The organism is Klebsiella sp. 141198 (assembly GCF_050600785.1).
GTDB classification, from domain to species: Bacteria; Pseudomonadota; Gammaproteobacteria; order Enterobacterales; family Enterobacteriaceae; genus Klebsiella; species Klebsiella aerogenes.
In genome coordinates this window covers 689,165-715,552 of the sequence record NZ_JAQIRM010000002.1, presented here as the reverse complement: position 1 = coordinate 715,552, position 26,388 = coordinate 689,165, and the positions used below count along the sequence as shown (strand labels likewise).

At 54.9% G+C, this 26,388-nt stretch carries 17 protein-coding genes; 8 read left to right on the top strand and 9 right to left on the bottom strand.

Annotated elements, in window-relative coordinates; all coding sequences use genetic code 11:
- Positions 1-96: 96 nt before the first annotated feature.
- From PGR10_RS08640 to PGR10_RS08630, 3 genes are all read left to right on the top strand, one after another.
- Positions 97-1,038 (top strand): Rpn family recombination-promoting nuclease/putative transposase, encoded by a 942-nt coding sequence (locus PGR10_RS08640; RefSeq protein ID WP_430923362.1) that lies wholly within the window; start codon positions 97-99, stop codon positions 1,036-1,038.
- A 283-nt stretch (positions 1,039-1,321) separates the two neighbouring features.
- Positions 1,322-1,864, top strand: a complete 543-nt coding sequence (locus tag PGR10_RS08635; protein ID WP_113374332.1) for a YfaZ family outer membrane protein — start codon at positions 1,322-1,324, stop codon at positions 1,862-1,864.
- Between the two features lie 94 nt (positions 1,865-1,958).
- The gene (locus tag PGR10_RS08630) at positions 1,959-3,158 is read left to right on the top strand and encodes a nicotinamide mononucleotide deamidase-related protein YfaY (RefSeq protein ID WP_430923361.1); all 1,200 of its coding nucleotides are present in this window, start codon (positions 1,959-1,961) and stop codon (positions 3,156-3,158) included.
- A gap of 1 nt (position 3,159) precedes the next feature.
- Here the strand turns inward: PGR10_RS08630 and glpC are convergent, their stop codons facing one another.
- The 3 genes from glpC to glpA are packed head-to-tail and all read right to left on the bottom strand — an operon-like array spanning position 3,160 to position 7,215.
- Positions 3,160-4,347 carry an anaerobic glycerol-3-phosphate dehydrogenase subunit GlpC gene (gene glpC, locus PGR10_RS08625; protein ID WP_430923359.1) on the bottom strand — a complete coding sequence of 396 codons (1,188 nt, stop codon included), beginning with the start codon at positions 4,345-4,347 and terminating at the stop codon, positions 3,160-3,162.
- Positions 4,344-5,603 carry a glycerol-3-phosphate dehydrogenase subunit GlpB gene (gene glpB, locus PGR10_RS08620; RefSeq protein WP_430923358.1) on the bottom strand — a complete coding sequence of 420 codons (1,260 nt, stop codon included), beginning with the start codon at positions 5,601-5,603 and terminating at the stop codon, positions 4,344-4,346. Before glpB ends, glpC begins: the two co-directional genes overlap by 4 nt.
- Positions 5,593-7,215, bottom strand: coding sequence for an anaerobic glycerol-3-phosphate dehydrogenase subunit A (gene glpA / locus PGR10_RS08615; protein ID WP_430923357.1), 1,623 nt, complete (start codon positions 7,213-7,215; stop codon positions 5,593-5,595). The genes glpB and glpA overlap by 11 nt, the downstream gene beginning before the upstream one ends.
- Positions 7,216-7,485: 270 nt before the next feature.
- On the opposite strand from glpA, the gene glpT reads away from it, so the two are divergent.
- Positions 7,486-8,832, top strand: a complete 1,347-nt coding sequence (gene glpT, locus PGR10_RS08610) for a glycerol-3-phosphate transporter (RefSeq protein ID WP_047066187.1) — start codon at positions 7,486-7,488, stop codon at positions 8,830-8,832.
- Between the two features lie 9 nt (positions 8,833-8,841).
- Positions 8,842-9,912 carry a glycerophosphodiester phosphodiesterase gene (glpQ, locus tag PGR10_RS08605; RefSeq protein WP_430923356.1) on the top strand — a complete coding sequence of 357 codons (1,071 nt, stop codon included), beginning with the start codon at positions 8,842-8,844 and terminating at the stop codon, positions 9,910-9,912.
- Between the two features lie 462 nt (positions 9,913-10,374).
- Here glpQ and yfaE read toward each other — a convergent pair whose 3' ends face one another.
- The 4 genes from yfaE to ubiG form a co-directional block, all read right to left on the bottom strand.
- A complete protein-coding gene (gene yfaE / locus PGR10_RS08600; RefSeq protein WP_015365617.1) occupies positions 10,375-10,629 on the bottom strand; it encodes a class I ribonucleotide reductase maintenance protein YfaE in 255 nt (84 codons plus the stop codon).
- Positions 10,629-11,759 (bottom strand): class Ia ribonucleoside-diphosphate reductase subunit beta, encoded by a 1,131-nt coding sequence (gene nrdB / locus PGR10_RS08595; protein ID WP_015365618.1) that lies wholly within the window; start codon positions 11,757-11,759, stop codon positions 10,629-10,631. Before nrdB ends, yfaE begins: the two co-directional genes overlap by 1 nt.
- 100 nt (positions 11,760-11,859) lie before the next feature.
- On the bottom strand, positions 11,860-14,145 hold the full coding sequence (gene nrdA, locus PGR10_RS08590) for a class 1a ribonucleoside-diphosphate reductase subunit alpha (protein ID WP_015365619.1): 2,286 nt from the start codon (positions 14,143-14,145) through the stop codon (positions 11,860-11,862).
- A gap of 346 nt (positions 14,146-14,491) precedes the next feature.
- Positions 14,492-15,220, bottom strand: coding sequence for a bifunctional 2-polyprenyl-6-hydroxyphenol methylase/3-demethylubiquinol 3-O-methyltransferase UbiG (gene ubiG / locus PGR10_RS08585; RefSeq protein ID WP_045391407.1), 729 nt, complete (start codon positions 15,218-15,220; stop codon positions 14,492-14,494).
- A gap of 146 nt (positions 15,221-15,366) precedes the next feature.
- Between ubiG and gyrA the strand changes: the two genes are divergently transcribed.
- The gene (gene gyrA, locus PGR10_RS08580) at positions 15,367-18,000 is read left to right on the top strand and encodes a DNA topoisomerase (ATP-hydrolyzing) subunit A (RefSeq protein ID WP_045391405.1); all 2,634 of its coding nucleotides are present in this window, start codon (positions 15,367-15,369) and stop codon (positions 17,998-18,000) included.
- Between the two features lie 131 nt (positions 18,001-18,131).
- The gene (gene rcsC, locus PGR10_RS08575; RefSeq protein WP_430923355.1) at positions 18,132-20,984 is read left to right on the top strand and encodes a two-component system sensor histidine kinase RcsC; all 2,853 of its coding nucleotides are present in this window, start codon (positions 18,132-18,134) and stop codon (positions 20,982-20,984) included.
- A gap of 114 nt (positions 20,985-21,098) precedes the next feature.
- Here rcsC and rcsB read toward each other — a convergent pair whose 3' ends face one another.
- Both rcsB and rcsD read right to left on the bottom strand, forming a co-directional pair.
- Complete coding sequence (gene rcsB, locus PGR10_RS08570) at positions 21,099-21,749, bottom strand: response regulator transcription factor RcsB (RefSeq protein ID WP_015365624.1); 651 nt, start codon at positions 21,747-21,749, stop codon at positions 21,099-21,101.
- A gap of 16 nt (positions 21,750-21,765) precedes the next feature.
- Positions 21,766-24,426: a phosphotransferase RcsD gene (gene rcsD / locus PGR10_RS08565; protein WP_087860128.1), complete on the bottom strand. Its 2,661-nt coding sequence runs from the start codon at positions 24,424-24,426 to the stop codon at positions 21,766-21,768.
- Between the two features lie 771 nt (positions 24,427-25,197).
- Here rcsD and PGR10_RS08560 point away from each other — a divergent pair.
- On the top strand, positions 25,198-26,289 hold the full coding sequence (locus tag PGR10_RS08560; protein ID WP_337071962.1) for a porin OmpC: 1,092 nt from the start codon (positions 25,198-25,200) through the stop codon (positions 26,287-26,289).
- The last annotated feature ends 99 nt before the right edge of the window (positions 26,290-26,388 follow it).

The window sequence follows — 26,388 nt, the reverse complement described above, 5'->3', positions numbered from 1 at the left end:
AACAGTTTGCGAGGCGCCTCGGCAAACCGCAAGGGAAATACGGCGCTGGCTCTACAGAGTGCTAAGTTAAGCGAAATTATCTTATGGAGAGCCACCATGGAAAGGACCACCCATTCCCCACATGACGCCGTGTTTAAACACCTGCTGTCGCATCGGGCGACGGCGCGGGATTTTCTGGACATTCACCTTCCTGAACATTTGCGAGAATTATGCAATCTGCAAACGCTGCAGTTGGAGTCCGGAAGTTTTATCGATGAAGACCTGCGCGCCAGCCATTCCGATATTCTTTACTCGCTGCAAACCCAAGCGGGAGACGGATATATCTATCTGCTTATCGAACATCAAAGCTCTGTGGACCGTCATATGGCATTTCGCCTGATGCGTTATGCGATAGCAGCGATGCAGCGGCATCTGGATAAAGGACATACGCAACTGCCATTGGTGATCCCGCTGCTTTTTTATCATGGGCAAGTCTCGCCCTGGCCGTATCCCATGTGCTGGCTGGAAGGATTTGCTCATCCGCAAACCGCGCGGCAGGTATACAATCAGGATTTTCACTTAATCGATATCACGGTGCTTCCTGACGATACAATAATGCAGCACCGACGGGTCGCGATGCTTGAGTTGCTGCAAAAGCATATCCGGCAACGCGATATGATGGAACTGCAGGAGCAACTAGCCAGCCTGTTGGCGCTGGGATACACTAGCCGCAGGCAGCTCAGGACGCTGCTTCACTATTTATTGCAGGCAGGAAATGCCGCCGATCCGGTCGCCTTTTTACGTAATCTTGCGCAAAATGTCCCCAGACGGCCGCATAAGGAGACGCTAATGAACATTGCCCAGTTTCTGGAACAACGCGGCCATCAGCAAGGCCATCAGCAAGGCCTTGAGCAGGGCCTGCAACAAGGTCTTGAACAGGGAGAACAATTGGCTGCGCAACGTATTGCCCAGGCGATGCTGGAAAACGGGCTTGACCTGGCGCTGGTGGCGAAGCTGACGGGGCTTGCGCCGGAGCGTCTGGCTCTACTCGCCCATTAATTTCTCTGCTTCCTTCAAACGGCCTGCGCGACGGCGATCGCGCAGGTTAATATAGATTTATTTAATCAATACAACTCAATTCAATATAATTCTGATGAATTTAAATTCGGCAGAATTTGCATTCTTTCGCAACTGCGCGTCAGTATTGATGTAAAAAGACGCAACTGGTTACACTCTTGTGAAAAATCATTTCGCCAGGTCATTGATTCCTGACGGGTGCGCAGTAGAATTTTCTGGTTTTTTCGGGACTTCTTTGATTCTTCTTTTCTGGATAGAGTAAATAATGAAAAAGAGCATTTTTATGGCCCTGGCCGGGGTAATGATGGTTTCCTCGGCGGCCCATGCTATTAGCGTTACTGGCGAAGCCGGCGAGCACTATACCAACCTCGGCGTTGGCTTCGGTACCGAATCCACCGGCCTTGCTATTTCCGGCAACTGGTTGCATAGCGATAACGACGGCGACGCCGCGGGTTTAGGTCTGGGTCTGAATATTCCGCTGGGACCATTCCTGGCGACCGTGGGCGGCAAAGGCATCTACACCAATCCGAAGCAGGGCGATGAAGGTTACGCGGCCGCGGTCGGCGGCGGCCTGCAGTGGAAAATTGGCGATAGCTTCCGTCTGTACGGCGACTATTACTACTCGCCTGATTCCCTCTCCAGCGGCATCGAGAGCTATGAAGAAGCGAACGTCGGCGCCAGCTGGACCATCATGCGTCCGATTAGCATCCAGGCAGGTTATCGTTACCTGAACCTGGCGGGCAAAGACGGCAACCGTGATAACACCATCGCCGACGGTCCGTACATCGGCGCCAGCGCCAGCTTCTAATCCTCCGGCGCGGCCATCCGCCGCGCCAAATTTCTTCGTCGCCAGCCCGCGCCTTTGCGCTATAGTAATTCGACTTATCAGGCTGGAGTTCATAATGCTACAAGTGGAAATGCTGTCCACCGGCGATGAAGTGCTGCATGGGCAGATTGTCGATACCAATGCCGCCTGGCTGGCGGATTACTTTTTTAATCAGGGTTTACCGTTAACGCGCCGCAATACCGTCGGCGATGACCTCGACGCGCTGGTGGCTATTCTGCGCGAACGCAGCGAACAGGCGGATGTGCTGATCGTGAATGGCGGTCTGGGGCCGACCAGCGACGATCTTAGTGCGCTGGCGGCGGCGGCGGCGAAAGGCGAAGGTTTGGTCCTCAACGCTGAATGGCTGGAGACGATGACGCGATTCTTTGCCGAGCGCGGTCGGCCAATGGCGCAAAGCAATCGCAAGCAGGCGGAAATCCCCGCCAGCGCCGAAATGATCAATAATCCGGTGGGCACCGCCTGCGGGTTCGCCGTACAGCTCAACCGCTGCCTGATGTTTTTCACCCCCGGCGTGCCGTCTGAATTCAAAGTTATGGTCGAGCAGGAGATCGTACCGCGCTTACGTGCGCGCTTCACGCTTCCGTCGCCGCCTGTCTGTCTGCGTTTAACCACCTTCGGACGTTCGGAAAGCGAGTTGGCGCAAAGCCTCAATCACCTGCAGCTCCCCCCAGGTGTGGTGATGGGCTATCGCTCGTCAATGCCGATTATCGAGCTAAAACTAACCGGTCCTGCCGAGCAGCGCGATGCCATGCTGGCGCTGTGGCCAGAAGTGCGTAAGGTAGCCGGAGAGAGCCTTATCTTCGAGGGCACGGAAGGGTTACCGGCGCAGATCGCGCGCTGCCTGCAGGAGCGTCAGCTTAGCCTGACCTTGAGCGAACAGTTCACCAGCGGTCTGCTGGCGCTGCAGCTGAGGCGGGCGAACGCGCCGCTTCTCGCCAGCGAAGTGGTGCCGGCGCAGGAGGAGACGTTAGCGCAATCGGCGCGCTGGGCAGCCGAGCGGCGCGTTAACCATTTTGCCGGGCTGGCGTTGTCGGTCAGCGGTCAGGAGGCCGATTACCTGAACTTTGTGCTGGCGACGCCGGAAGGTACGCACGCGCTGCGGGTCAAGTTCAGCGCTAATCGCCACGGGCTGCCGGTACGGCAAGAAGTCTGCGCCATGATGGCGCTGAATATGCTGCGCCGCTGGCTCAACGGTAAGCCGGTCAGCGGCGAGCATGGCTGGATTAACGTCGTCGAGACGCTGTTTATCGACTGATTCAGGCAGTCGCCCCCAGCGCCTGCGCCAGCAGAGTAATGGGATGTTCGCAGCGCTTGCTGGTGGACATCTCTATCTGCCATTTGCAGGTTTCGCAATCGGTAATCACTACGTCCGCGCCGCTCTCCTCAATCTGGCGAAATAATGGCGCGCCAATGGCCTGCGCCGACGAATAGTTTTCCGACTTAAAGCCGAAGGTGCCGGCGATACCGCAGCACTGCGAATCCAGTACTTCCAGCTGTAGGCCCGGGATTTGGCGCAAAAGCTCAAGGGTGTATAGCGACCAGCCCATTTTTTCCATATGACATGGGGTGTGATAGACCACCTTCAGCGGCAGCGGGCGCAATGGAAGGGTTTTGCCGGCATCGAGCTGTTTCCAAATCCAGCGGGTCGCTAACTCCACCCGATCCCGCAGATCGCTGTTTTCGATATCCAGGAGATGGGGATATTCATCGCGCAGGGTAAAAGTACAGGTTGAAGAGGTGGCGATGATCGGCAACGCGTTTTCGCGCATGGCGGCGACGTTGCTGTGCGCTTGCTTGCGTGCTTTGTCAAAAAAGCCGTTGGCGATAAGCGGGACGCCGCAGCATTTTTCTTTCGATAAGAGCTGCACGCCGGTACCCAGCGCGTTGACGACGCGAATCAGATCCTTACCCAATTGCGGGTGGTTATAGTTGACGTAGCAGCCATGGAAGAAAGCCACCTGCTCGCTGTACTGCGCCTGTTTGGCGGCGAGCTGGCGATAAGCGCGGCGGAAGGTGCCGAAGCCATATTTCGGCAGCGTGCGGCGATGGTCGATTCTCAGCGCGGTGTCGAGCAGGCGGCGCACCGGTTTTAACCCCGTTGTGGCGTTGACCAGCGGCGCAAAAGGCGTGGAAAGGGTGCCCATCAGATCGGTATGGCTGAGGATGGCATCGCGCAGGGTTGGTGTTTGCTGGCTGTACTGCGCACGCGCGCGTTGAATGATATCGCCGATTTTCACATCAGACGGACAGGCCACCTCGCAGCGTTTGCAATTAATACAATATTTCAGCGCATCGTCGTACAGCGCGCCATCTTTCAGACGCAGACGTTCGCCGTCCGGCCCCGCCTGTTTCGGGCCGGGATAGCGCGGATTTACCCGGCTCACCGGGCAGGCGGTGGTACAGACCGTGCATTTTATGCAGCTTTCAAAGCGGGTATCGTTCATGACCGGCCTCCTGCAAGGGCGTGGATCTGTCTGGCGGCATGCAGCGCGGTGACGGCGCAAACGCCGCCGCCGCAGCCGAGTTGAATGGCATCGAAACCGCCGAGCAGCGAGCCGATAGCGAAAAGATTACTCAGCGGCTGGCCGAGCAGGTGTGGGCGCAGCATAGGGTCGGTCTTCAAACCAAAGCGTTGCCACGGTTGTGACGCGAAGAAATCACGCTGATACCAGCTATCGCGCGCCAGCGTTTGCTGCAGATCGAGGCCGAGGATCGGTTCGCGCACGCTATCACGCGTGGCGACGAGACCATTACTGAAAAAGCTACCGCTCGCCAGCACGGTAAAGCGCGGGCGCAGCGCGATATCGCCGTGATTTCGCGTCCATACGGCCTCGACGGCGCCCTGCTGATGGCTGATTTTCACCACTTCGTCACCGGCAAGCCAGGTACCACCGGTGCGGATGAACTGACGCTGAAGCTGGCTATGCAGGCGCATCCCCGGCACCGAAGGCGGCAGCGTCGGCAGCAGGCGCAGCGGGCAGGGCAGATGTTCCTGTAGCCAATGCCAGAGGCGATTATCCGCGAGCCCAAAACAGGCGGGCATTATCAGCAGTTCGTACTCTTGCGCTAGCGGCAGCAGCGCGGACTGCAGGGCAGGCCACAGGTTTTCATCATCAAGCACGCGGGCGATGTTAGCGGCACGGAACTCCGTAGGGTTGTCGCGCAGCACATCAAGCAGCGGTAAATCAATCTCCGCCGCAGCGGCGTCCACTCCGCTCTGTCCGAGGGCGGCGGCGGCCAGATGCGGCTGAAAATCGGCAAAACCGCTAATCCCCACCATGCATACGCGTTGCTGCGCGATGGGTGCCAGCGGAACCTCTTCCGGCGACAGCCACGCCGGGCGCAACGTCCCCAGCGGCGTTACCCGCAGGTGCGGTCGGCGCGCTTCGCCTTGCATGTTCGCGCCGCAGGCGGCCAGCAGCGCTTCGGCCTGCCTGGCGTATTCGAACACCGCGTCGGCACCGAGACGGGAGTAGGGGTGTTCAGGAAGCTGAACGGCCAGTTGCTGAAGACCTTGTGCGACATCAGTGACGGTATCGCCGTTCGGCAGCGCCGAGAGCAGGTCTAATGAAGCAGAGGAAAAGTGCAGTGCGCTTTGCCCGCGGCTGATTATCACGCAGCGTAGGCCGTACTGATTCAGCGCCAGTCCGCACAGTAGCCCGGCCAGCCCGCCGCCGACGATGGCGCAATCAAATTTCATCCTGATGTTCCTTTTGCAGTCCGCATAAGCCGAGGTAGACCCAGCGGGTAAATTCACTTTCGCGCAGCGCGTCACCCCAGGCGATGGGCTGAACGCCTTTCCAGCGTTCATTGAGAAATTCCGACAGCTGAGTTAACGACTGCGCCGGTGTGGCGACGTTGAAGCGCTGTAGCAGCCCGGCGGCGCGGCAGGCGCACAGTTCCCCCTGGCAGGTGCCCATACCGACTCGGGTACGACGGCGCAGGTCGAGCAGATTCTTCACCGCCAGATTCTCTACCGCGTACTGCACTTCCCCGGCGGTGACCGCTTCACATTCACAGACCAGGCTGCGGTGCTGGCGGCTGTCGCCGAGCCATGCCGGGGTGCGGTCGCCGTGGCGATAGACCGCCGACCCGCGCAGCGGCGTCGGTAGCGAGATAATCTTTTTCAGCGTGGTTTCTGTGGCTTCCTGCGAGCCCGGCAGCGGACGCTCCGCGGTGCGGCACGGCTCAGTATTGCCGAGTTTGCGGCAGACGGCGTCGCTGGCCCATTCCGCCATCAGACGGTAGGTCATCAACTTACCGCCGGTGATGGTGATAAAGCCTTCCATACCGTCGCGCGCGGCGTGGTCGAGCAGCACAATACCGCGGCTGACGCTGCGCCCACTGGGGTCGTCATCGCTGGCGACCAGCGGACGGACGCCGGAGTAAGCGCGTAGCACCCGGGTGCGCCCCATGATCGGCGCCAGTTTTTCCCCTTCGCGCAGCAGCGTATCGACCTCTTCCGTCGTCACCCGGTTATCGTCAATTTCGTCATAAGGAATATGCGTCGAGGTGGTGCCAATCAGCGAGATGGTATCGCCGGGCACCAGAATATCGGCATCCGCCGGCTTGCGGCAGCGGTTAATCACCTGATTATTAATACGATGGTCGAGGATCAACAGCGAGCCTTTTGCCGGGAACATGGAGATGCGCAGATCGGCGTATTCCGCGATGCGTTGGCCCCAGATCCCGGCGGCGTTGACGACCACCTGTGCGCGAATGCTGCGCGCTTCGCGGCGTTGATGATCGTAGAGCTGAACGCCGTACACACGATCGCCCTGACGCAGCAGGCCGGTGACTTCGCAGCCGGTGAGGATCTGCGCGCCGTGTTCGCGGGCGTCGAGCATATTAGCGGCCGTCAGGCGGAACGGATCGACGGTGCCGTCCGGTACCTGCACGGCGCCAAGCAGCGTCGGGTTGACCGCGGGTTCCAGACGCAAAGCTTCAGCGGGGGTAAGCGGTTTGGCATCGATACCGGCCTGCTGACAGGCGTTGATAAAGGTTTGCTGCCAGGCGATGTCATCTTCGGGTAGGGTGATAAACAGCCCGTTGGTGGGTTCAATGCAGTGGCGGGCGATGCGGCGTAAAATGCGATTCTCGCTGATACATTCGCGCGCGGATTCGCTATCGGTAACCGCATAACGCGCGCCGCTGTGCAACAGACCATGATTCCGGCCGGTTGCGCCGGTGGCGATATCGTGCCGCTCAATCAACGCTACGCGTAATCCTCGCAGGGCGCAGTCGCGGGCGATTCCCGCGCCGGTGGCGCCGCCGCCAATAATCAGCGCATCAAATTCTTGCGTCTCGGCCATCTTCCGGTCCTCTACTTTCGTTTTACACCATTTAGCCATACCAATAGTGTGGAATGTTTGATTTCGAGCATATTTGCGCGCAATTCGAGCGTTTGCTGTGATTTTGTGCTCACATTGGAAAATTTTGTCATATATCTGTAACAAAATGTGCGATATTTCACAGTATTAGTTCTACGCTTTGCCTACCATCGCGACCTAATTAGAAGTGCGTGAATAAATTAGATTTTTTGCGTCGATGTCAGTGAAACAGCAATGGCCACGGAGGCTGATATGTTAAGTATTTTTAAACCCGCAGCGCATAAAGCGCGTTTGCCGGCGGCGGAAATCGACCCTTTATATCGTCGATTACGTTGGCAGATCTTTATTGGCATCTTCTTCGGTTATGCCGCTTACTATCTGGTTCGTAAGAACTTTGCGCTGGCGATGCCTTATCTGATTGAGCAGGGGTTCTCTCGTGGCGACCTCGGCTTCGCGCTTTCCGGTATCTCCATCGCCTACGGATTTTCGAAATTCATCATGGGATCGGTCTCCGACCGCTCGAATCCGCGCATTTTCCTTCCTGCAGGGTTAATTCTGGCGGCGCTGGTGATGCTGGTGATGGGCTTCGTGCCGTGGGCGACTTCCAGCATCATGATCATGTTCGTATTGCTGTTCCTTTGCGGATGGTTCCAGGGGATGGGCTGGCCGCCGTGTGGTCGTACCATGGTGCACTGGTGGTCGCAGAAAGAACGCGGCGGGATTGTCTCAGTGTGGAACTGTGCGCATAACGTCGGCGGCGGCATTCCGCCGCTGCTGTTCCTGCTGGGGATGGCGTGGTTTAACGACTGGCACGCGGCGCTGTATATGCCGGCTTTCGGCGCGATCCTACTGGCGATTTTTGCCTTCGCGATGATGCGCGATACCCCGCAGTCCTGCGGTCTACCGCCGATTGAAGAGTATAAAAACGACTATCCGGATGACTATAGCGAAAAGCACGAAGAAGAGCTGACGGCGAAGCAGATCTTTATGCAGTACATTCTGCCGAACAAACTGCTGTGGTACATCGCTATCGCTAACGTCTTCGTTTACCTGCTGCGCTACGGCATTCTGGACTGGTCGCCGACCTACCTGAAAGAAGTCAAACACTTCGCGCTGGATAAATCCTCCTGGGCCTACTTCCTGTATGAGTACGCGGGCATTCCGGGCACCCTGTTGTGCGGCTGGATGTCGGACAAAGTATTTAAAGGCAACCGCGGCGCGACCGGCGTGTTCTTTATGACCCTGGTGACGATTGCCACCGTCGTTTACTGGCTGAACCCTCCGGGTAATCCGGGCGTCGATATGGCCTGTATGATCGTCATTGGCTTCCTGATTTACGGCCCGGTAATGCTGATCGGTCTGCATGCGCTGGAACTGGCGCCGAAAAAAGCTGCCGGCACCGCCGCGGGCTTCACCGGTCTGTTCGGTTATCTCGGCGGTTCCGTAGCCGCGAGCGCCATTGTTGGCTATACCGTCGATTTCTTCGGCTGGGACGGCGGCTTCATGGTAATGATTGGCGGTAGCGTACTGGCGGTTCTGCTGCTGATTATCGTCATGCTTGGCGAGCGTCGTCATCATCAACAACTGAAACAAGCCTAAGGAGCGGCGATGAAAATGAAACTTACCGCGCTAATGAGCGGAATGATTTTGGCCAGTTCAGCGCTGTGCTTCAGCGCGACAGCCGCTGATAAAATTGTCATCGCCCACCGCGGCGCCAGCGGGTATCTGCCGGAACATACCCTGCCGGCGAAAGCGATGGCTTACGCTCAGGGGGCGGATTACCTTGAGCAAGACCTGGTCATGACCAAAGACGACCGGCTGGTGGTGTTGCATGACCACTATCTCGATCGGGTGACTGATGTTGCGCAGCGTTTCCCGCAGCGGGCGCGTAAAGATGGCCGTTTTTACGCTATCGACTTTACCCTGGCCGAGATTAAGTCGCTGAAGTTCACCGAAGGTTTTGAGCCGAAAGATGGTAAGAACGTGCAGACCTATCCCGGGCGTTTCCCGATGGGTAAATCCGATTTCCGCATTCATACCTTTGAAGAAGAGATTGAGTTTGTGCAGGGGCTGAATCATTCGACGGGGAAAAATATCGGTATCTACCCGGAAATCAAAGCGCCGTGGTTCCACCATCAGGAAGGCAAAGATATTGCCGCCAGCACGCTGAAGGTGCTGAAAGAATATGGCTACACCAGCAAGCAGGATAAGGTTTATCTGCAGTGTTTTGACGCCAACGAGCTCAAACGCATTAAGAATGAGCTGGAGCCGAAGATGGGTATGGATCTCAATCTGGTGCAGCTCATCGCCTATACCGACTGGAATGAAACGCAGCAGAAACAGGCCGATGGTAAATGGGTGAACTACAGCTATGACTGGATGTTCAAGCCGGGGGCGATGACGCAGATTGCGCAGTACGCCGACGGTATCGGCCCGGATTACCATATGCTGGTAGCGGAAGGCTCGAAGCCGGGCGCGGTGAAGCTGACGGCGATGGTAAAAGAGGCGCACGCCAGCCATCTGCAGGTGCATCCGTACACCGTGCGCGCGGATCAGTTGCCGGAGTACGCCACTAACGTTAACCAGCTCTATGACGTGCTGTATAACCAGGCGGGCGTCGACGGCTTGTTTACCGATTTCCCGGATAAAGCAGTGCAGTTCCTGGACGCGAAACACTAAAAAGCCGGGTGGCGGCTACGCCTTACCCGGCCTACGGTCTGTGCGGCCTGCCTTTAATTTATCCACCATGCTGGCTGAAACTGCCGGTGTTGGTGGCCTCAAAATCGCTGAGACGTTCCCGGAAGGCCGGGGCAGCCCGCATGGATGCGGGCTGAGGGCCGTGATTTGCAGGGACGCAGCCTCGGCCCGACCCGAAGCCTGCAGGGATAAGTCGAAGGAACCACGAAGTGGCGATTTTGGCGGCCAAAGCCCGGGAGTACAGAGGGCGGCGGCGACTGGCCGCCCTTTGTGCGCTCCCTGCGCCACGGAAAACATATTGCAGAAAAATTAAACGGGAGCGCAATATCCTCTGAAGCGACATGCGGTAAACGTTTTTCTCAAGCGAAAAAGTTGCAAACCGATAACAGTATCTACGAACTGCGGTTTTGTAGGTCAGGTAAGCGTAGCGCCACCTGACAACACTTACATCTCGATCTCAATATCGCCTTTCGCCCGGCAGCAGCAGGGCAAAATTTCTCCCGGCTGGATAAACGCCAGCGGTTCTGTCAACCAGTCAACCTGGCCTGACACCAGACGCGTGCGGCAGGAACCGCAATAGCCTTCGCGGCACTGATACTCCACGTCGATGTTATGCGATTCAAGAGCGGCCAACAGGGAAGGATGTTCATCCTGACACTCAAGGCGAGTGTCAGAAATCCTCAAGAAAATCCGCTTCATTACAGCTGGAAGTTGCTCAGATCGTCGGCATCGACTTCAGAATCGATCTGGCCGACGAGATAAGAGCTGACTTCCACTTCCTGCGGCGCGACCTGAACGTTGTCGGAAACCAGCCAGGTGTTGATCCATGGGATCGGGTTGGAGCGGGTCTGGAACGGTAGATCGAGGCCCACCGCCTGCATGCGGATATTGGTGATGTACTCGACGTACTGGCAGAGAATATCTTTGTTCAGGCCGATCATCGAGCCGTCGCGGAAAAGATAGTCCGCCCACTCTTTTTCCTGCTGCGCCGCCAGTACAAACAGGTCATAGCACTCTTGTTTGCACTCTTCGGCGATTTCCGCCATTTCCGGATCGTCGCTGCCGGAGCGCAGCAGGTTCAGCATATGCTGAGTGCCGGTCAGGTGCAGCGCTTCATCTCGGGCGATCAGGCGAATAATTTTGGCGTTACCTTCCATCAGCTTGCGTTCGGCAAAGGCGAAGGAACAGGCGAAACTGACGTAGAAGCGGATTGCTTCCAGCGCGTTGACGCTCATCAGGCATAGATACAGTTTCTTTTTCAGCTCGCGCAGATTCACGGTCACGGTTTTGCCGTTGACGGTGTGGGTGCCTTCGCCCAGCAGATGCCAGTAGCTGGTCATTTCGATCAAAGAATCGTAATAGTGAGAGATGCCTTCGGCGCGTTTCTGGATCTGCTCATTGGTCACGATATCGTCGAACACCGTCGCCGGGTCGTTGACGATGTTGCGGATAATGTGGGTGTAGGAACGCGAGTGGATCGTCTCTGAAAAGGCCCAGGTTTCCACCCAAGTTTCCAGTTCCGGGATGGAAATCAGCGGCAGCAGCGCGACGTTCGGGCTACGGCCCTGGATGGAGTCGAGCAGCGTCTGATATTTCAGGTTGCTGATAAAAATATGCTTTTCATGTTCCGGCAGCGCCTGATAGTCGATGCGATCGCGCGAAACGTCGACTTCTTCCGGGCGCCAGAAGAAGGAGAGCTGCTTTTCAATCAGTTTTTCAAAGATGTCATATTTTTGCTGATCGTAGCGGGCCACGTTAACCGGCTGGCCAAAAAACATCGGCTCAAGCAGTTGATTGTTTTTCGTCTGTGAAAAAGTGGTGTATGCCATGAGTGGGTCCTGTTGAGATTGTATCGCCCGGCAACACTGCGTTTGCCGGGCCTACAAAACCGTAGGCCGGGTAAGCATCGCGCCACCCGGCAAAAATACCTTAGATCTTACATGCGCCGCTTTCGCAGCCGTCGTCCTGAATTGACGGCGCCAGGTCATCCTGGGCGTCTTCCGCGCCATCACGGGTGTTGTGATAGTACAGCGTTTTCACGCCGAATTTATAGGCGTTAAGCAGGTCTTTCAGCAACTGTTGCATCGGCACTTTTCCGGAAGGGAAACGCGTCGGGTCGTAGTTGGTGTTGGCGGAAATCGACTGATCGATGAACTTCTGCATGATGCCGACCAGCTGCAGATAACCGTCGTTATTCGGCATTTCCCACAGCAGTTCGTAGGCGTTCTGCAGATTTTCGTAATCCGGAACGACCTGGCGCAGGATCCCGTCTTTCGACGCTTTGATGCTCACGTGGCCGCGCGGTGGTTCGATGCCGTTGGTGGCGTTGGAGATCTGCGAAGAGGTCTCAGACGGCATCAACGCGGAGAGCGTGGAGTTACGCAGGCCGTGGGTTTTGATGGATTCACGCAGCTGCTCCCAGTCGAAATGCAGAGATTCGCTCACGATCGCATCCAGGTCTTTCTTGTAGGTATCGATCGGCAGAATACCCTGCGCGTAGGTAGTTTCATTGAACCACGGGCAGGCGCCTTGTTCGATAGCCAGTTCGTTGGAGGCCTTCAGCAGATAGTACTGAATGGCTTCGAACGTTTTGTGCGTCAGATTGTTGGCGCTGCCGTCGGAGTAGCGCTTGCCATGTTTCGCCAGATAGTAAGCGAAGTTGATAACGCCGATGCCCAGCGTACGACGACCCATCGCGCCGCGTTTGGCCGCCGGGATTGGGTAATCCTGATAATCCAGCAGGGCATCCAGCGCGCGCACCGCCAGTACCGCCAGGTCTTCCAGCTCGTCGAGGCTATCGATGGCGCCAAGGTTGAACGCCGACAGCGTGCACAGCGCGATTTCGCCATTTTCGTCGTTCACATCGTCCAGCGGTTTGGTCGGGAGGGCGATTTCCAGGCACAGGTTAGACTGGCGCACCGGCGCGACAACCGGGTCGAACGGGCTGTGGGTGTTGCAGTGGTCAACGTTCTGGATATAGATACGGCCGGTAGACGCGCGTTCCTGCATCATCAGCGAGAACAGCTCAACGGCTTTAATACGCTGTTTACGGATGCTGTCGTCTTTTTCGTATTTAGTGTACAGACGTTCGAACTCATCCTGATCGGCGAAGAACGCATCGTACAGGCCAGGAACGTCGGATGGGCTGAACAGGGTGATGTCCTCGCCTTTCAGCAGGCGGGTGTACATCAGCTTGTTGATCTGCACGCCGTAGTCCATGTGGCGAACGCGGTTGGCGTCGGTGCCGCGGTTGTTTTTCAACACCAGCAGGCTTTCGACTTCCAGATGCCACATCGGATAGAAGAGGGTGGCCGCGCCGCCGCGAACGCCGCCCTGCGAGCAGGATTTCACCGCGGTCTGGAAGTGCTTATAGAACGGGATGCAGCCGGTGTGGAAGGCTTCGCCGCCGCGGATCGGGCTACCCAGCGCACGAATGCGGCCGGCGTTGATACCGATACCGGCGCGCTGGGAAACGTATTTCACAATCGCGCTGGAGGTGGCGTTGATCGAATCCAGGCTATCGCCGCACTCAATCAGCACGCAGGAGCTGAACTGACGAGTTGGGGTACGCACGCCGGACATGATCGGCGTCGGCAGCGAAATTTTAAAGGTGGACACCGCGTCATAGAAACGCTTGATGTAGTCCAGACGGGTCTCACGCGGATAGTTAGAGAACAGGCAAGCCGCGACCAGAATATAGAGGAACTGGGCGCTTTCATAGATTTCGCCACTGACGCGGTTCTGCACCAGGTATTTACCTTCCAGCTGCTTAACGGCGGCATAGGAGAAGTTCATATCGCGCCAGTGGTCGATAAAACCGTCCATCTGCTGGAACTCTTCTTCCGTGTAGTCTTCCAGCAGATGATGATCGTATTTACCTTTTTCGACCATGTTTACCACATGGGTGTACAGCGCTGGCGGTTCAAACTGGCCAAACGCTTTCTTGCGCAGGTGGAAAATCGCCAGTCGCGCGGCAAGGTACTGGTAGTCCGGCGCATCGCGGGAGATCAGGTCCGCTGCGGCCTTAATAATAGTCTCGTGGATGTCGGCGGTTTTGATGCCGTCATAGAACTGAATATGTGAACGCAGTTCTACCTGAGAAATCGAAACGTTATTCAGTCCTTCTGCCGCCCAATCTAGTACGCGATGGATTTTGTCGAGATTGATACGCTCGGTGCTACCGTCGCGCTTTGTCACCAGCAGACTCTGATTCATGTGGTTTTTACCTGTCCGTGAGAAAAAATATCCCCCCATTTATCCACAGCAAGTTGTTGTGACTAACTCTGTGGATAAATACTATATGTAGGGGGTTGTCGATAAAAAGAACGCTATATGGTGAGTTATTTTAGTAAGGATTCTTTTGAGTACAAGGGTTGATTTTGACGTTAATTTGAGGTTGCGCAGGCGTAATAATCGCTAAGTCCACGCCGTATAAGGCCTGGAGAAGAAGTCAATAAAACAGAAAAAAAAATCAAAATTTGATCGAGTGCTGATTTCTTCGTCGGAAGGGAAAATTGCGCAGCTTGATGCCGCGCAATCATCATCATAAAAACGTATGACGTTATGCTTTTTTCGCCGTTGTATGCAACATATAGTTAACATCAACCCCCGGCGCCAGCTTGAAGGTATTGGTGAGCGGATTGTAATGCAGGCCGGTGATGTGCTGCTCTTTCAGAGAAGTCTGATCGATCCAGCCGATGAGCTCCGCCGGCTTGATAAACTTCTTCACGTCATGCGTACCTTTTGGCACCATTTTCATCACGTATTCCGCGCCGACCACGGCCATCAGCCAGGCTTTGCCGTTGCGGTTAATGGTCGAGAAGAAGACCTGCCCGCCGGGCTTCACCAGCCGCGCGCAGGCGTGCACTACCGACTGTGGGTCAGGGACGTGCTCGAGCATCTCCATACAGGTGACGACGTCGTACTGTTGGGCGTGCTTCGCCGCGTGCTCTTCGACGGTCTCCTGCACATACTCCACCTGAACGCCGCTCTCCAGCGCGTGCAGTTTTGCGACCTGCAGCGGCTCGAAGCCCATATCCAGACCGGTGACCGTCGCACCTTCACGCGCCATGCTTTCGGCGAGGATGCCGCCCCCGCAGCCGACATCAAGCACTTTTTTGCCGAACAGGCCGCCGGAGCGTTCGGCAATATAGCCTAGGCGCAACGGGTTGATGCGATGCAGCGGTTTGAACTCGCCTTCTAAATCCCACCAGCGCGAGGCGACGGCTTCAAATTTGGCGATTTCATTGTGATCAACGTTGGGGGCCACCGACGGTTTTTCGGCATTCATGGGCGCTTTTACTCCTTTTCTGTTCTGACCTGCGAGTATATCAGCAGACTGCCACGAATAAACCGTATTGCTTTACCTCTATTACGACGGCTGTGTTATAATTTGCGACCTTTGAATCCGGGACACAGTAGAGGGATAGCGGTTAGATGAGCGACCTTGCGAGAGAAATTACACCGGTCAACATTGAGGAAGAGCTGAAAAGCTCGTATCTGGATTATGCGATGTCGGTCATTGTTGGCCGTGCGCTGCCGGATGTCCGAGATGGCCTGAAGCCGGTACACCGTCGCGTACTATACGCCATGAACGTATTGGGCAATGACTGGAACAAAGCCTATAAAAAATCAGCCCGTGTCGTTGGCGACGTAATCGGTAAATACCACCCGCATGGTGATACCGCCGTTTATGACACCATCGTACGTATGGCGCAGCCGTTCTCCTTGCGTTATATGCTGGTCGATGGCCAGGGTAACTTTGGTTCTGTCGATGGCGACTCCGCCGCAGCGATGCGTTATACGGAAATCCGTATGTCGAAGATCGCTCATGAGCTGATGGCCGATCTCGAAAAAGAGACGGTTGATTTCGTCGACAACTATGACGGCACGGAGAAAATCCCTGACGTCATGCCGACAAAAATCCCTAACCTGCTGGTGAACGGTTCTTCCGGTATCGCCGTAGGTATGGCGACCAACATTCCGCCGCATAACCTGACGGAAGTGATCAACGGCTGCCTGGCGTACGTTGATAACGAAGACATCAGCATTGAAGGGCTGATGGAACACATTCCGGGCCCGGACTTCCCGACCGCCGCTATCATTAACGGCCGTCGCGGTATTGAAGAGGCCTATCGTACCGGTCGCGGTAAAGTTTACATTCGCGCGCGCGCGGAAGTCGAAGCTGACGCGAAAACCGGTCGTGAAACCATCATCGTGCACGAAATTCCGTATCAGGTGAACAAAGCGCGCCTGATTGAGAAAATCGCCGAGCTGGTGAAAGAAAAACGCGTTGAAGGCATCAGCGCGCTGCGCGACGAATCTGACAAAGACGGTATGCGTATCGTTATCGAAGTGAAACGCGACGCGGTGGGTGAAGTGGTTCTTAACAACCTCTACTCCCAGACCCAACTGCAGGTTTCTTTCGGTATCAACATGGTTGCGCTGCACCACGGTCAGCCGAAGATCATGAACCTGAAAGACATCATTGCGGCGTTTGTTCGTCACCGCCGCGAAGTTGTCACTCGTCGTACTATTTTCGAACTGCGTAAAGCGCGCGACCGTGCGCATATCCTTGAAGCGCTGGCGATTGCGCTGGCTAACATCGATCCGATCATTGAGCTGATTCGCCGTGCGCCGACGCCGGCGGAAGCAAAAGCGGGTTTAATCGCGCGTTCATGGGATCTGGGCAATGTCTCCGCGATGCTGGAGCGCGCTGGCGATAACGCTGCGCGCCCGGAATGGCTGGAGCCGGAGTTCGGCGTGCGTGACGGCCAGTACTATCTGACCGAACAGCAGGCCCAGGCGATTCTGGATCTGCGTCTGCAGAAACTGACCGGTCTGGAGCATGAAAAACTGCTCGACGAGTACAAAGAGCTGCTGGATCAGATTGCCGAGCTGCTGCACATTCTGGGCAGCGCCGATCGTCTGATGGAAGTTATTCGCGAAGAGCTGGAGCTGGTCAAAGAACAGTTTGGCGATGCGCGTCGTACTGAAATCACCGCCAACAGCGCTGATATCAATATCGAAGACCTGATTAACCAGGAAGATGTTGTCGTGACCCTGTCGCACCAGGGTTATGTGAAGTATCAGCCGTTAACCGACTACGAAGCGCAGCGTCGTGGCGGTAAAGGCAAATCGGCAGCGCGTATTAAAGAAGAAGACTTTATCGACCGCCTGCTGGTGGCCAACACCCATGACACGATCCTCTGCTTCTCCAGCCGCGGTCGTTTGTACTGGATGAAGGTTTATCAACTGCCGGAAGCAAGCCGCGGCGCGCGTGGTCGGCCGATCGTCAACCTGCTGCCGCTGGAAGCTGACGAGCGTATCACCGCAATCCTGCCGGTTCGCGAGTACGAAGAGGGCGTTAACGTCTTTATGGCGACCGCCAGCGGTACCGTGAAGAAAACGGCATTGACCGAGTTCAGCCGTCCGCGTTCTGCCGGTATCATCGCCGTCAATCTGAACGAAGGGGACGAACTGATCGGCGTCGATCTGACTTCTGGTCAGGACGAAGTGATGCTGTTCTCCGCCGCCGGTAAAGTGGTGCGCTTTAAAGAAGACGCCGTTCGCGCGATGGGTCGTACCGCAACCGGCGTACGCGGCATCAAGCTGGCGGGCGAAGATAGCGTGGTCTCGCTGATTATTCCTCGCGGCGAAGGCGCTATCCTGACCGTGACGCAAAACGGTTACGGCAAGCGTACTGCGGCAGCAGAGTATCCGACCAAGTCACGTGCGACGCAGGGCGTTATCTCTATTAAGGTCACCGAACGTAACGGTTCAGTGGTCGGCGCCGTGCAGGTCGATGATTGCGACCAGATCATGATGATCACCGATGCGGGCACCCTGGTGCGTACTCGCGTTTCTGAAGTGAGCATCGTGGGTCGTAATACTCAGGGCGTGATTCTGATCCGTACCGCGGAAGATGAAAACGTTGTTGGCCTGCAGCGCGTGGCTGAACCGGTTGACGACGAAGAACTGGATGCCATCGACGGCAGCGTAGCGGAAGGCGATGATGATATCGCGCCGGAAAACGATGCTGACGACGACATCGCCGAAGACGAAGAGTAATCGTCGCAGGTAAATGTTCTGAAAGGGCCGGGTATTATCCCGGCCCTTTTTGCATTAACATTGCGGCAAAGCCCATTTACCGCTACTTTAACCCCATTCTGTTGAGCCCCTGACGACCGAGCATTGCCCCATTGAAATATCTTGCCTCGTTTCATACGACCTTAAAGGTTTCTCGTTATCTGTTCAGAGCGCTGGCGGTTCTGCTATGGATGCTGATTGCTTTTGTCTCCGTGTTTTATATCGTTAACGCGCTGCATGAACGGGAATCGGAAATTCGTCAGGAGCTGAATCTTAACGCCGACCAGGCGCAGCGCTATATCCAGCGGACTGCGGATGTCATTAAAGAGCTGAAGTACGTCGCAGGCAACCGCGCGGCGACCGGGAGCGAGGGCAGCGCGGCGCTTGCCAACAGCGGTAATATCACTATCCCAAATTTTGAACCGCTGTATCCGGATTCCGACTGCAGCGCAATGAGCGGCGCCTGGCGTAATTCGCTGCAATCGCTGGCGTGGTTCATGCGCTACTGGCGCGATAATTTCTCCGCCGCCTACGACCTGAACCGTATTTTTTTAATTGGCAGCGACAACCTCTGCATGGCTAATTTTGGCCTGCGCGATATGCCGCTGGAGCGCGATCAGGCGCTGAAGGTGCTGCATCAGCGTATCGAACAATATCGCGATGCGCCGCAAAACGAGCGCGGCAATAACCTGTTCTGGATTAGCCAGGGCGTGCGTCCGGGCGTCGGCTATTTCTATGCGCTGACGCCTATTTATATGGCCAACCGCCTGCAGGCGATGCTCGGCGTTGAGCAGACTATCCGCATGGAGAGCTTCTTTACGCCAGGCAGCCTGCCGATGAGCGTGACGATTCTCGATGATAACGGCCAGCAGCTCATTTCTCTTGCCGGGCCGGATAACAGCATTAAACCGGAAACCCGCTGGATGCAGGAGCGGATGTGGTTTGGCTATAGCTCTGGTTTCCGCGAACTGGTGCTGAAAAAGAGCCTGCTGCCGTCATCGCTGAGTATTGTCTATTCGGTTTCCGTCGATCAGGTGCTGGAGCGTATTAGGATGCTGATCCTCAACGCTATCGTATTGAATATCCTGACCGGCGCGATCCTGTTCGCGCTGGCGCGCATGTATGAACGGCGGATATTTATTCCGGCGGAAAACGACGCCCAGCGTCTGGAAGAGCATGAGCAGTTCAACCGTAAAATCGTCGCCTCCGCGCCGGTTGGGATCTGTATTCTGCGTACTCAGGACGGCACTAACATACTGAGTAACGAACTGGCGCATAACTATCTGAATATGCTGACTCACGAAGACCGCCAGCGGCTCACGCAGATTATCTGCGGCCAGCAGGTCAATTTCGTCGACGTGTTAACCAGCAACAACACCAACCTGCAGATTAGCTTTGTGCACTCGCGCTATCGTAATGAAAACGTAGCGATATGTGTGCTGGTGGATGTTTCCGCCCGTGTGAAAATGGAAGAGTCGCTGCAGGAGATGGCCCAGGCGGCGGAGCAGGCCAGCCAGTCGAAATCGATGTTCCTCGCCACCGTCAGCCACGAACTGCGTACGCCGCTGTACGGCATTATTGGCAACCTCGATCTGCTGCAGACCAAAGCGTTGCCGAAAGGGGTCGATCGGCTGGTGACGGCGATGAATAACTCCTCCAGCCTGCTATTGAAGATTATCAGCGATATTCTCGACTTCTCGAAGATTGAGTCTGAGCAGCTCAAAATCGAGCCACGAGAGTTTTCGCCGCGCGAGGTTATGAATCATATTTCGGCGAACTATCTACCGCTGGTGGTGCGCAAGCAGCTTGGGCTGTACTGCTTCATCGAGCCGGATGTTCCGCAAACGATGATAGGCGACCCGATGCGCCTGCAGCAGGTCATCTCCAACCTGCTGAGTAACGCCATTAAATTTACCGATACCGGCTGTATCGTGTTGCACGTCCAGCGCGCCGGCGACTATCTGCAAATTAGCGTACGTGACACCGGAGAGGGGATCCCGGCGAAAGAAGTTGTGCGCCTGTTCGACCCGTTCTTCCAGGTCGGTACCGGGGTGCAGCGTAATTTCCAGGGCACCGGCTTGGGGCTGGCTATCTGTGAAAAACTCATCAGCATGATGGATGGCGACATTGCCGTGGAAACTGAACCCGGCATGGGCAGCCGTTTCACCATCCGCATTCCGCTATATGGCATGCAGCCGATGCCGGCGCTGTTGGCCGATCGGCACAGCAACAGCACCTGCTGGCTGGCGATTCATAACACCTCACTGGCGCTGTTTATCGAATCGCTGCTGCAATATCATGGCCTGACGGTACGGCAATTTGCTGGCCAGACACCGGCCGCTGACGATATTTTATTAACCGATGATGAACTTAGCGAGCGTTGGTCGGGAAGCGCAGCGGTGATCTTCTGCCGTCGCCATATCGGCATCCCCGTTGAGCGCGCGCCTGGGGAGTGGTTGCATAGCGTAACCACGCCGCATGAGCTCCTGCCGTTGCTGGGACGCCTGCTGCATCTGGCGCTGGCGGCGGAAGAGAATGGTCCGGCGCTATCGGCCCACGACGCGCCAACGGTCAGCAATGACGACATGATGATTCTGGTGGTCGACGATCATCCGATTAACCGCCGCCTGTTGGCTGACCAGCTTGGCTCACTGGGTTATCAATGCGTGACGGCCAATGATGGCGTCGATGCGCTTAACGTCCTCAGTAAACAACATATTGATATTGTTCTCAGCGATGTGAACATGCCGAATATGGATGGCTACCGTCTGACGCAGCGGATCCGGCAACTGGAGATGACTCTGCCGGTCATTGGCGTGACGGCTAACGCACTGGCGGAAGAAAAGCAGCGCTGCCTTGAGTCGGGAATGGATAGTTGTCTGTCAAAACCGGTGACGCTGGATATCCTCAAGCACACGCTGGCCACCTATGCCGCACAGGTACGTAAGGCCAGAACAACAAGCTGAAGTCGCACTCCATGGCGTTGAGATCTCCCCGGAGCGCGATGCTTTCCGGGGTGGGGACATAAAGCTTCAGAATGGCCCGGAAACGGCGGCTTGCCGCCATCCGGGAAAAGTGAATTACTCTTTATCCGTTGAGGTGAGAGAGACGGAAGAGAGATAGTTCAGCAGCGCGATATCATTTTCGACGCCCAGCTTCATCATTGCCGATTTCTTCTGGCTACTGATGGTCTTGATGCTGCGGTTCAGCTTTTTGGCGATCTCGGTGACCAGGAAGCCTTCAGCGAACAAACGCAAAACTTCACTCTCTTTTGGCGACAGGCGTTTGTCGCCATAACCGCCGGCGCTGATTTTTTCCAGCAGGCGGGAGACGCTTTCCGGAGTAAACTTTTTGCCTTTCTGCAGCGCGGCCAGCGCTTTCGGCAGGTCGGTCGGGGCACCCTGTTTCAGCACGATCCCTTCAATGTCGAGATCCAGCACTGCGCTGAGAATAGCCGGGTTGTTGTTCATGGTCAGAACGATAATCGACAGCTCAGGGAAATGGCGTTTGATGTATTTGATCAGAGTGATCCCATCGCCATATTTGTCGCCAGGCATCGACAAGTCGGTAATCAGGACGTGCGCGTCAAGCTTAGGAAGATTGTTAATCAGAGCTGTGGAATCTTCAAATTCGCCAACAACATTCACCCACTCGATCTGCTCAAGTGACTTGCGAATGCCGAACAGTACGATCGGATGGTCATCGGCAATAATTACGTTCATATTGTTCATGTATTAGGCTACCTTGCTACAGCAAGCTCTTGACGTAACCGTCAATGTCGCTGATGTATTTTTCTATACCTTGGGCATCTCTTTCATGAATCAGATGCTCAAGCGCTTCACATAACTGCTTGCCGGGTATCAGATTAAGCATCGCAAACGCCCCTTTGAGGCGGTGAGCGGTCTGCGCCAGCGCAGCGAAATCGCTGATGGTGAATTCAGTATACAATCTCTGAACATCATCCGGAACAGTGTCGGCAAACAGCGCGTAATAACCGCTGGCATGGAGTTCAGCATTTCCTTCATTTCCAGTTGAGGAGGGCTGAATCTCTTCTTGCGCCAGCTGTTGCTCAATCAGCTGCAGGATAGCTTCCTGCATGGCAGTGCTGATATTAAAATTGACGCTCAACTGACCTGGGCCAATTTTGCGTATCCCAACCTCATCATCGCTTAAAAGCAAGCCTGAAGCAGTAAGATTAGACGGATTATCAGTTAAAAAGAGATCGTACTCTTGACTTGCGAGTCTTTCGTCCGGGGTGATGCAACTTGCGCCCCAGCTCTCTAACTGGCGCGTCACGATGCGGCGTACTTCATTGGCGGTAATGTCAATCATCACGACCACATCGTCCAGCAGGTGTTCGCCGGAGTCGCTCTCTTCCTCGCTTGCCGCCATTTTAAGGTGTAGCGAGTAGCGGGTGCCGAGCGATTCTCGCGCCTTAATATTAAGCTGCCCGCCAAGCTTGCGGGTTAAACGGTCGCATAACCAGAAGGTGAGGGCATTGGCCTTGCCGTACTGGTCGGCTTGCGTCTCGTTAAGGAACGGGAAGTGCATATTATCGATTTCATTAGCGCTCACGCCGTTGCCGGTATCAAGGATACGGAAGGTCAGACGATCGTCGGCCGATTCATCTTTGCTCACCTCAAGCGTAACTTTTCCTATTTGCGTCGTGGTAATGGCGTATTGGATCAGCAGTAACAGCGTACGACGCAGCGCATCGCGGTCGCCATAGCGCTGTTCGTTAGCAGGCAGCGCGTTATTGATTAACAGCTGAAGTCCTTTGCGTTTGATCATCGGCAGAACTTCAGGAACCACTTCATCTATTAAGCCCTGGATAGAGAACAAACCGGGAGTGGTTTTCCAGGCGTCGCTTTCCAGTAAGTTCGCCAACTGAATCTCATCGATAAGATGAACCAGTTCATCGGCATGCTGCGCCAGTTTTCGGCTTTCATGAATGCCAATTGCCGCCGCTTCCTGCGCCAGAGTCTGCGCGGGGTCTTTGAGTGCGGCGCCAATATTTTGCATAAAAGCGATGCGCCCCTGCTGATTTTTTTCATACAGCCGCTGGGCTTGCTTAAGCTTTTTATTCACCAGTACTTCTCTATCCTGATCGCGAATAATCAGGATCTGCGTACGAGGAGCTACCTGGCTTCGGTACTGGCGGATTTCATAAAGTTCATTATTGATCGTCGCCTGAATGACCCCTTGATGCTGATCGGCCATGTTGGTGATGTTCTGCAGGTTCAGATGAGGCAACAGATGATCGGCGATCGGGTTGCTGATAATAGTGCGATTGGCTTCCTGATCGTGCACCAACAGGCCCAGCGGCAGCAAAGAGACAATCTCTTCATTAATTGCGCGCTGAGCGCGAAGTTCGCTGTTGGCGGCGGTGGGTGCCGCGCTAACGCTGCCGGGGCTACGGCGACCGCTATAGTTGCGGAAAGTAGTAAAGCCAAACAGGGTTAATGCCAGCAGACCAATGGTGAGCAGCAGCGGCAGTAAAATATTCTGCAGCGATTCCATCAGCAAAGTGCTGAACGGCACGACCCACACCAGCCGCATGCCGGTGGTATTTATGGCGGTGGTTATCTCAATTCGTAGGCCATTGAAGCTGACGCTAACGTTATCAACGGCTTCTTTATCAGGGCTGTTGGCGGCATTCTGCGCCGGATCTGCCTCCAGACGGAAGCTGTCCAGCGACATGCTCGGCGGGATGAGGTCGTTAATCGGTAAATCGAAAGCCACCACCGTTGCCAGGTGCCCCGGTTGGTTAAAGGTGGTACGCAGAGTGAAGTAGTGGCCATTTTGCCAGGTCAAATGGCGCAGCGAAGAAAAGGTTTCACGCTCATCCAGCGTATTTGCCTGCAGCAGCATTTCGGCGCGGCGGGATTCCACGACGCTGCTTATCGTCGATTCTTTAAAACTCGAAGACAGATCTTTCAGCGGCAGGGTAGAGACCAGAATCAGGCTGTTATCCAGCCCGTTGAGGTAGTACATCGACCAGGGGATGGTTTCTGCGCCCCATAGAATATCGAGATAGTTAGAAATCTTCTGCGTCATCTCAAGCGTCGAACTGTCATGAGATCCGAATATCAGCGCTTCGGTTTTGCGTCGAGGCTTTTCCAGATAGTAGACGTCCTGCTTCAGTCGGGTTTCCTGTAGCCCATCGCTTGAGGTACTGGAGCTGGTGGCGGCGATATTGTCGTAAATCTGCCAGGTGGCGTAACGCCAGGTATCGATGCGTTTATGCAATGCGTGGCTGATATCAACCACCTGGTAACTTCTGTCTTTTAGCCACGTATTGACCGAGCTTTGGATCATCACGCCCATCGTCGCGAGCAAGACGATAACCATCAAAATGAAGAACCGGGTGATGTTGCCTGGGATCAGGGAGAATTTTTTTTGGGTCATCGCGTAGCAGAGCTGCTCAGTAGTGTTTGTAAACAAGATGTTGCGCCATAGTGACGGGCAGCACAACGAATACTGGCTGGAAGTATAAAGGCTAAAACGGGAAATCCATACAACAGATTGACGCTGAGGGATCTTTTAATGCTGAGATTTGTCTCAAAACCATAGCAACGATGAATATGTACAGTGGAATTGATCTTGTACAATTAACCGGCATTTGTTGCAGATAAATAGCACGAAAAAACAAGAAATTGGCGAAATAGGCTGACTTTCATTCGGAATTGATTGATTAATAGTCGTTATTTTTTTCTGCGTTAGCACAGCCTAATTAAAGATACGTAAAGAAGGGTAAAAAAAACCGGATGCGAGGCATCCGGTTGAAATAGGGGTAAACAGACATTCAGAACTGAATGACGGTAATAAATAAAGTTAATGATGATAGCGAGGATTATTTTAGTCCTCGGAGAAGATTTTGTTTTACCATTCAGTGCTATACATTTACCAGCTTTCAATGATTTGATTTTAAAGGTAAATATTATTTTTTTGATTTTTGATGCTTATTTTGACGACCATTATCGTGCCTGAAAAGTTCCTTTGAATTTACAAATTGAAACATCTTGTGCGCATTTTGAAACACCTTAGAAGTTTTCGTATCATATTCTTGTTGGATTATTCTGCATTTTGCAGCACAATGAATACAGCCGACTGATTAGAAGGGTAATCAGTAAGCAGTGGCAATAATAAAAGGCATATAACAAACAGAGGGTTAATAACATGAAAGTTAAAGTACTGTCCCTCCTGGTACCAGCACTGCTGGTAGCGGGCGCAGCAAATGCGGCTGAAATTTATAACAAAGACGGCAACAAATTAGACCTGTATGGTAAAATTGATGGTCTGCACTACTTCTCTGACGACAAGAGCGTAGACGGCGACCAGACCTACATGCGTATCGGCGTGAAAGGCGAAACCCAGATCAACGACCAGCTGACCGGTTACGGCCAGTGGGAATACAACGTTCAGGCGAACAACACCGAAGGTTCTGACAAGCAGTCCTGGACTCGTCTGGCATTCGCTGGTCTGAAATTCGGCGACGCGGGTTCTTTCGACTACGGTCGTAACTACGGCGTTGTTTACGACGTAACTTCCTGGACTGACGTTCTGCCGGAATTCGGCGGCGACACCTACGGTTCCGACAACTTCCTGCAGTCCCGTGCTAACGGCGTTGCTACCTACCGTAACTCTGACTTCTTCGGTCTGGTTGACGGCCTGAACTTTGCTCTGCAGTACCAGGGTAAAAACGGCAGCGTGAGCGGCGAAGACATGACCAACAACGGTCGTGGCGCTCAGAAACAGAACGGCGATGGCTTCGGCACCTCCGTGACTTATGATATCTGGGACGGCATCAGCGCTGGTTTCGCGTACTCCCACTCTAAACGTACTGATGATCAGAACACTCTGGCACTGGGTCGCGGCGACAACGCTGAAACCTACACCGGTGGTCTGAAATACGACGCTAACAACATCTACCTGGCGACTCAGTACACCCAGACCTACAACGCAACTCGCACTGGCGACATCGGTTTTGCTAACAAAGCGCAGAACTTCGAAGTGGTTGCTCAGTACCAGTTTGATTTCGGCCTGCGTCCGTCCGTGGCTTACCTGCAGTCTAAAGGTAAAGACATGGGCCGTTACGGCGACCAGGACATCCTGAAATATGTTGACCTGGGTGCGACCTACTACTTCAACAAAAACATGTCCACCTACGTTGATTACAAAATCAACCTGCTGGACGACAACCAGTTCACTAAAGATGCAAGCATCTCTACTGACAACGTTGTGGCTCTGGGCCTGGTTTACCAGTTCTAAGCAAGCTGAAGTGTTGAAAAAGGCGCCTGCGGGCGCCTTTTTTTATGCCCGGTTTAACCTCGCTGGTATACTCTGGCTGCCTTTGTAACAGGAGCCCGT

What these genes read in the sequence shown, in the direction of transcription:
- glpB (WP_430923358.1), bottom strand. Translation starts at nt 5,603, where the DNA reads ATGAAATTTGATTGCGCCATCGTCGGCGGCGGGCTGGCCGGGCTACTG.
- yfaE (WP_015365617.1), bottom strand. Translation starts at nt 10,629, where the DNA reads ATGAAGCGGATTTTCTTGAGGATTTCTGACACTCGCCTTGAGTGTCAG.
- rcsB (WP_015365624.1), bottom strand. Translation starts at nt 21,749, where the DNA reads ATGAACAATATGAACGTAATTATTGCCGATGACCATCCGATCGTACTG.
- rcsD (WP_087860128.1), bottom strand. Translation starts at nt 24,426, where the DNA reads ATGACCCAAAAAAAATTCTCCCTGATCCCAGGCAACATCACCCGGTTC.
- gyrA (WP_045391405.1), top strand. Translation starts at nt 15,367, where the DNA reads ATGAGCGACCTTGCGAGAGAAATTACACCGGTCAACATTGAGGAAGAG.
- glpA (WP_430923357.1), bottom strand. Translation starts at nt 7,215, where the DNA reads ATGGCCGAGACGCAAGAATTTGATGCGCTGATTATTGGCGGCGGCGCC.
- PGR10_RS08640 (WP_430923362.1), top strand. Translation starts at nt 97, where the DNA reads ATGGAAAGGACCACCCATTCCCCACATGACGCCGTGTTTAAACACCTG.
- glpC (WP_430923359.1), bottom strand. Translation starts at nt 4,347, where the DNA reads ATGAACGATACCCGCTTTGAAAGCTGCATAAAATGCACGGTCTGTACC.
- nrdA (WP_015365619.1), bottom strand. Translation starts at nt 14,145, where the DNA reads ATGAATCAGAGTCTGCTGGTGACAAAGCGCGACGGTAGCACCGAGCGT.
- glpT (WP_047066187.1), top strand. Translation starts at nt 7,486, where the DNA reads ATGTTAAGTATTTTTAAACCCGCAGCGCATAAAGCGCGTTTGCCGGCG.
- PGR10_RS08630 (WP_430923361.1), top strand. Translation starts at nt 1,959, where the DNA reads ATGCTACAAGTGGAAATGCTGTCCACCGGCGATGAAGTGCTGCATGGG.
- PGR10_RS08560 (WP_337071962.1), top strand. Translation starts at nt 25,198, where the DNA reads ATGAAAGTTAAAGTACTGTCCCTCCTGGTACCAGCACTGCTGGTAGCG.
- glpQ (WP_430923356.1), top strand. Translation starts at nt 8,842, where the DNA reads ATGAAAATGAAACTTACCGCGCTAATGAGCGGAATGATTTTGGCCAGT.
- PGR10_RS08635 (WP_113374332.1), top strand. Translation starts at nt 1,322, where the DNA reads ATGAAAAAGAGCATTTTTATGGCCCTGGCCGGGGTAATGATGGTTTCC.
- nrdB (WP_015365618.1), bottom strand. Translation starts at nt 11,759, where the DNA reads ATGGCATACACCACTTTTTCACAGACGAAAAACAATCAACTGCTTGAG.
- ubiG (WP_045391407.1), bottom strand. Translation starts at nt 15,220, where the DNA reads ATGAATGCCGAAAAACCGTCGGTGGCCCCCAACGTTGATCACAATGAA.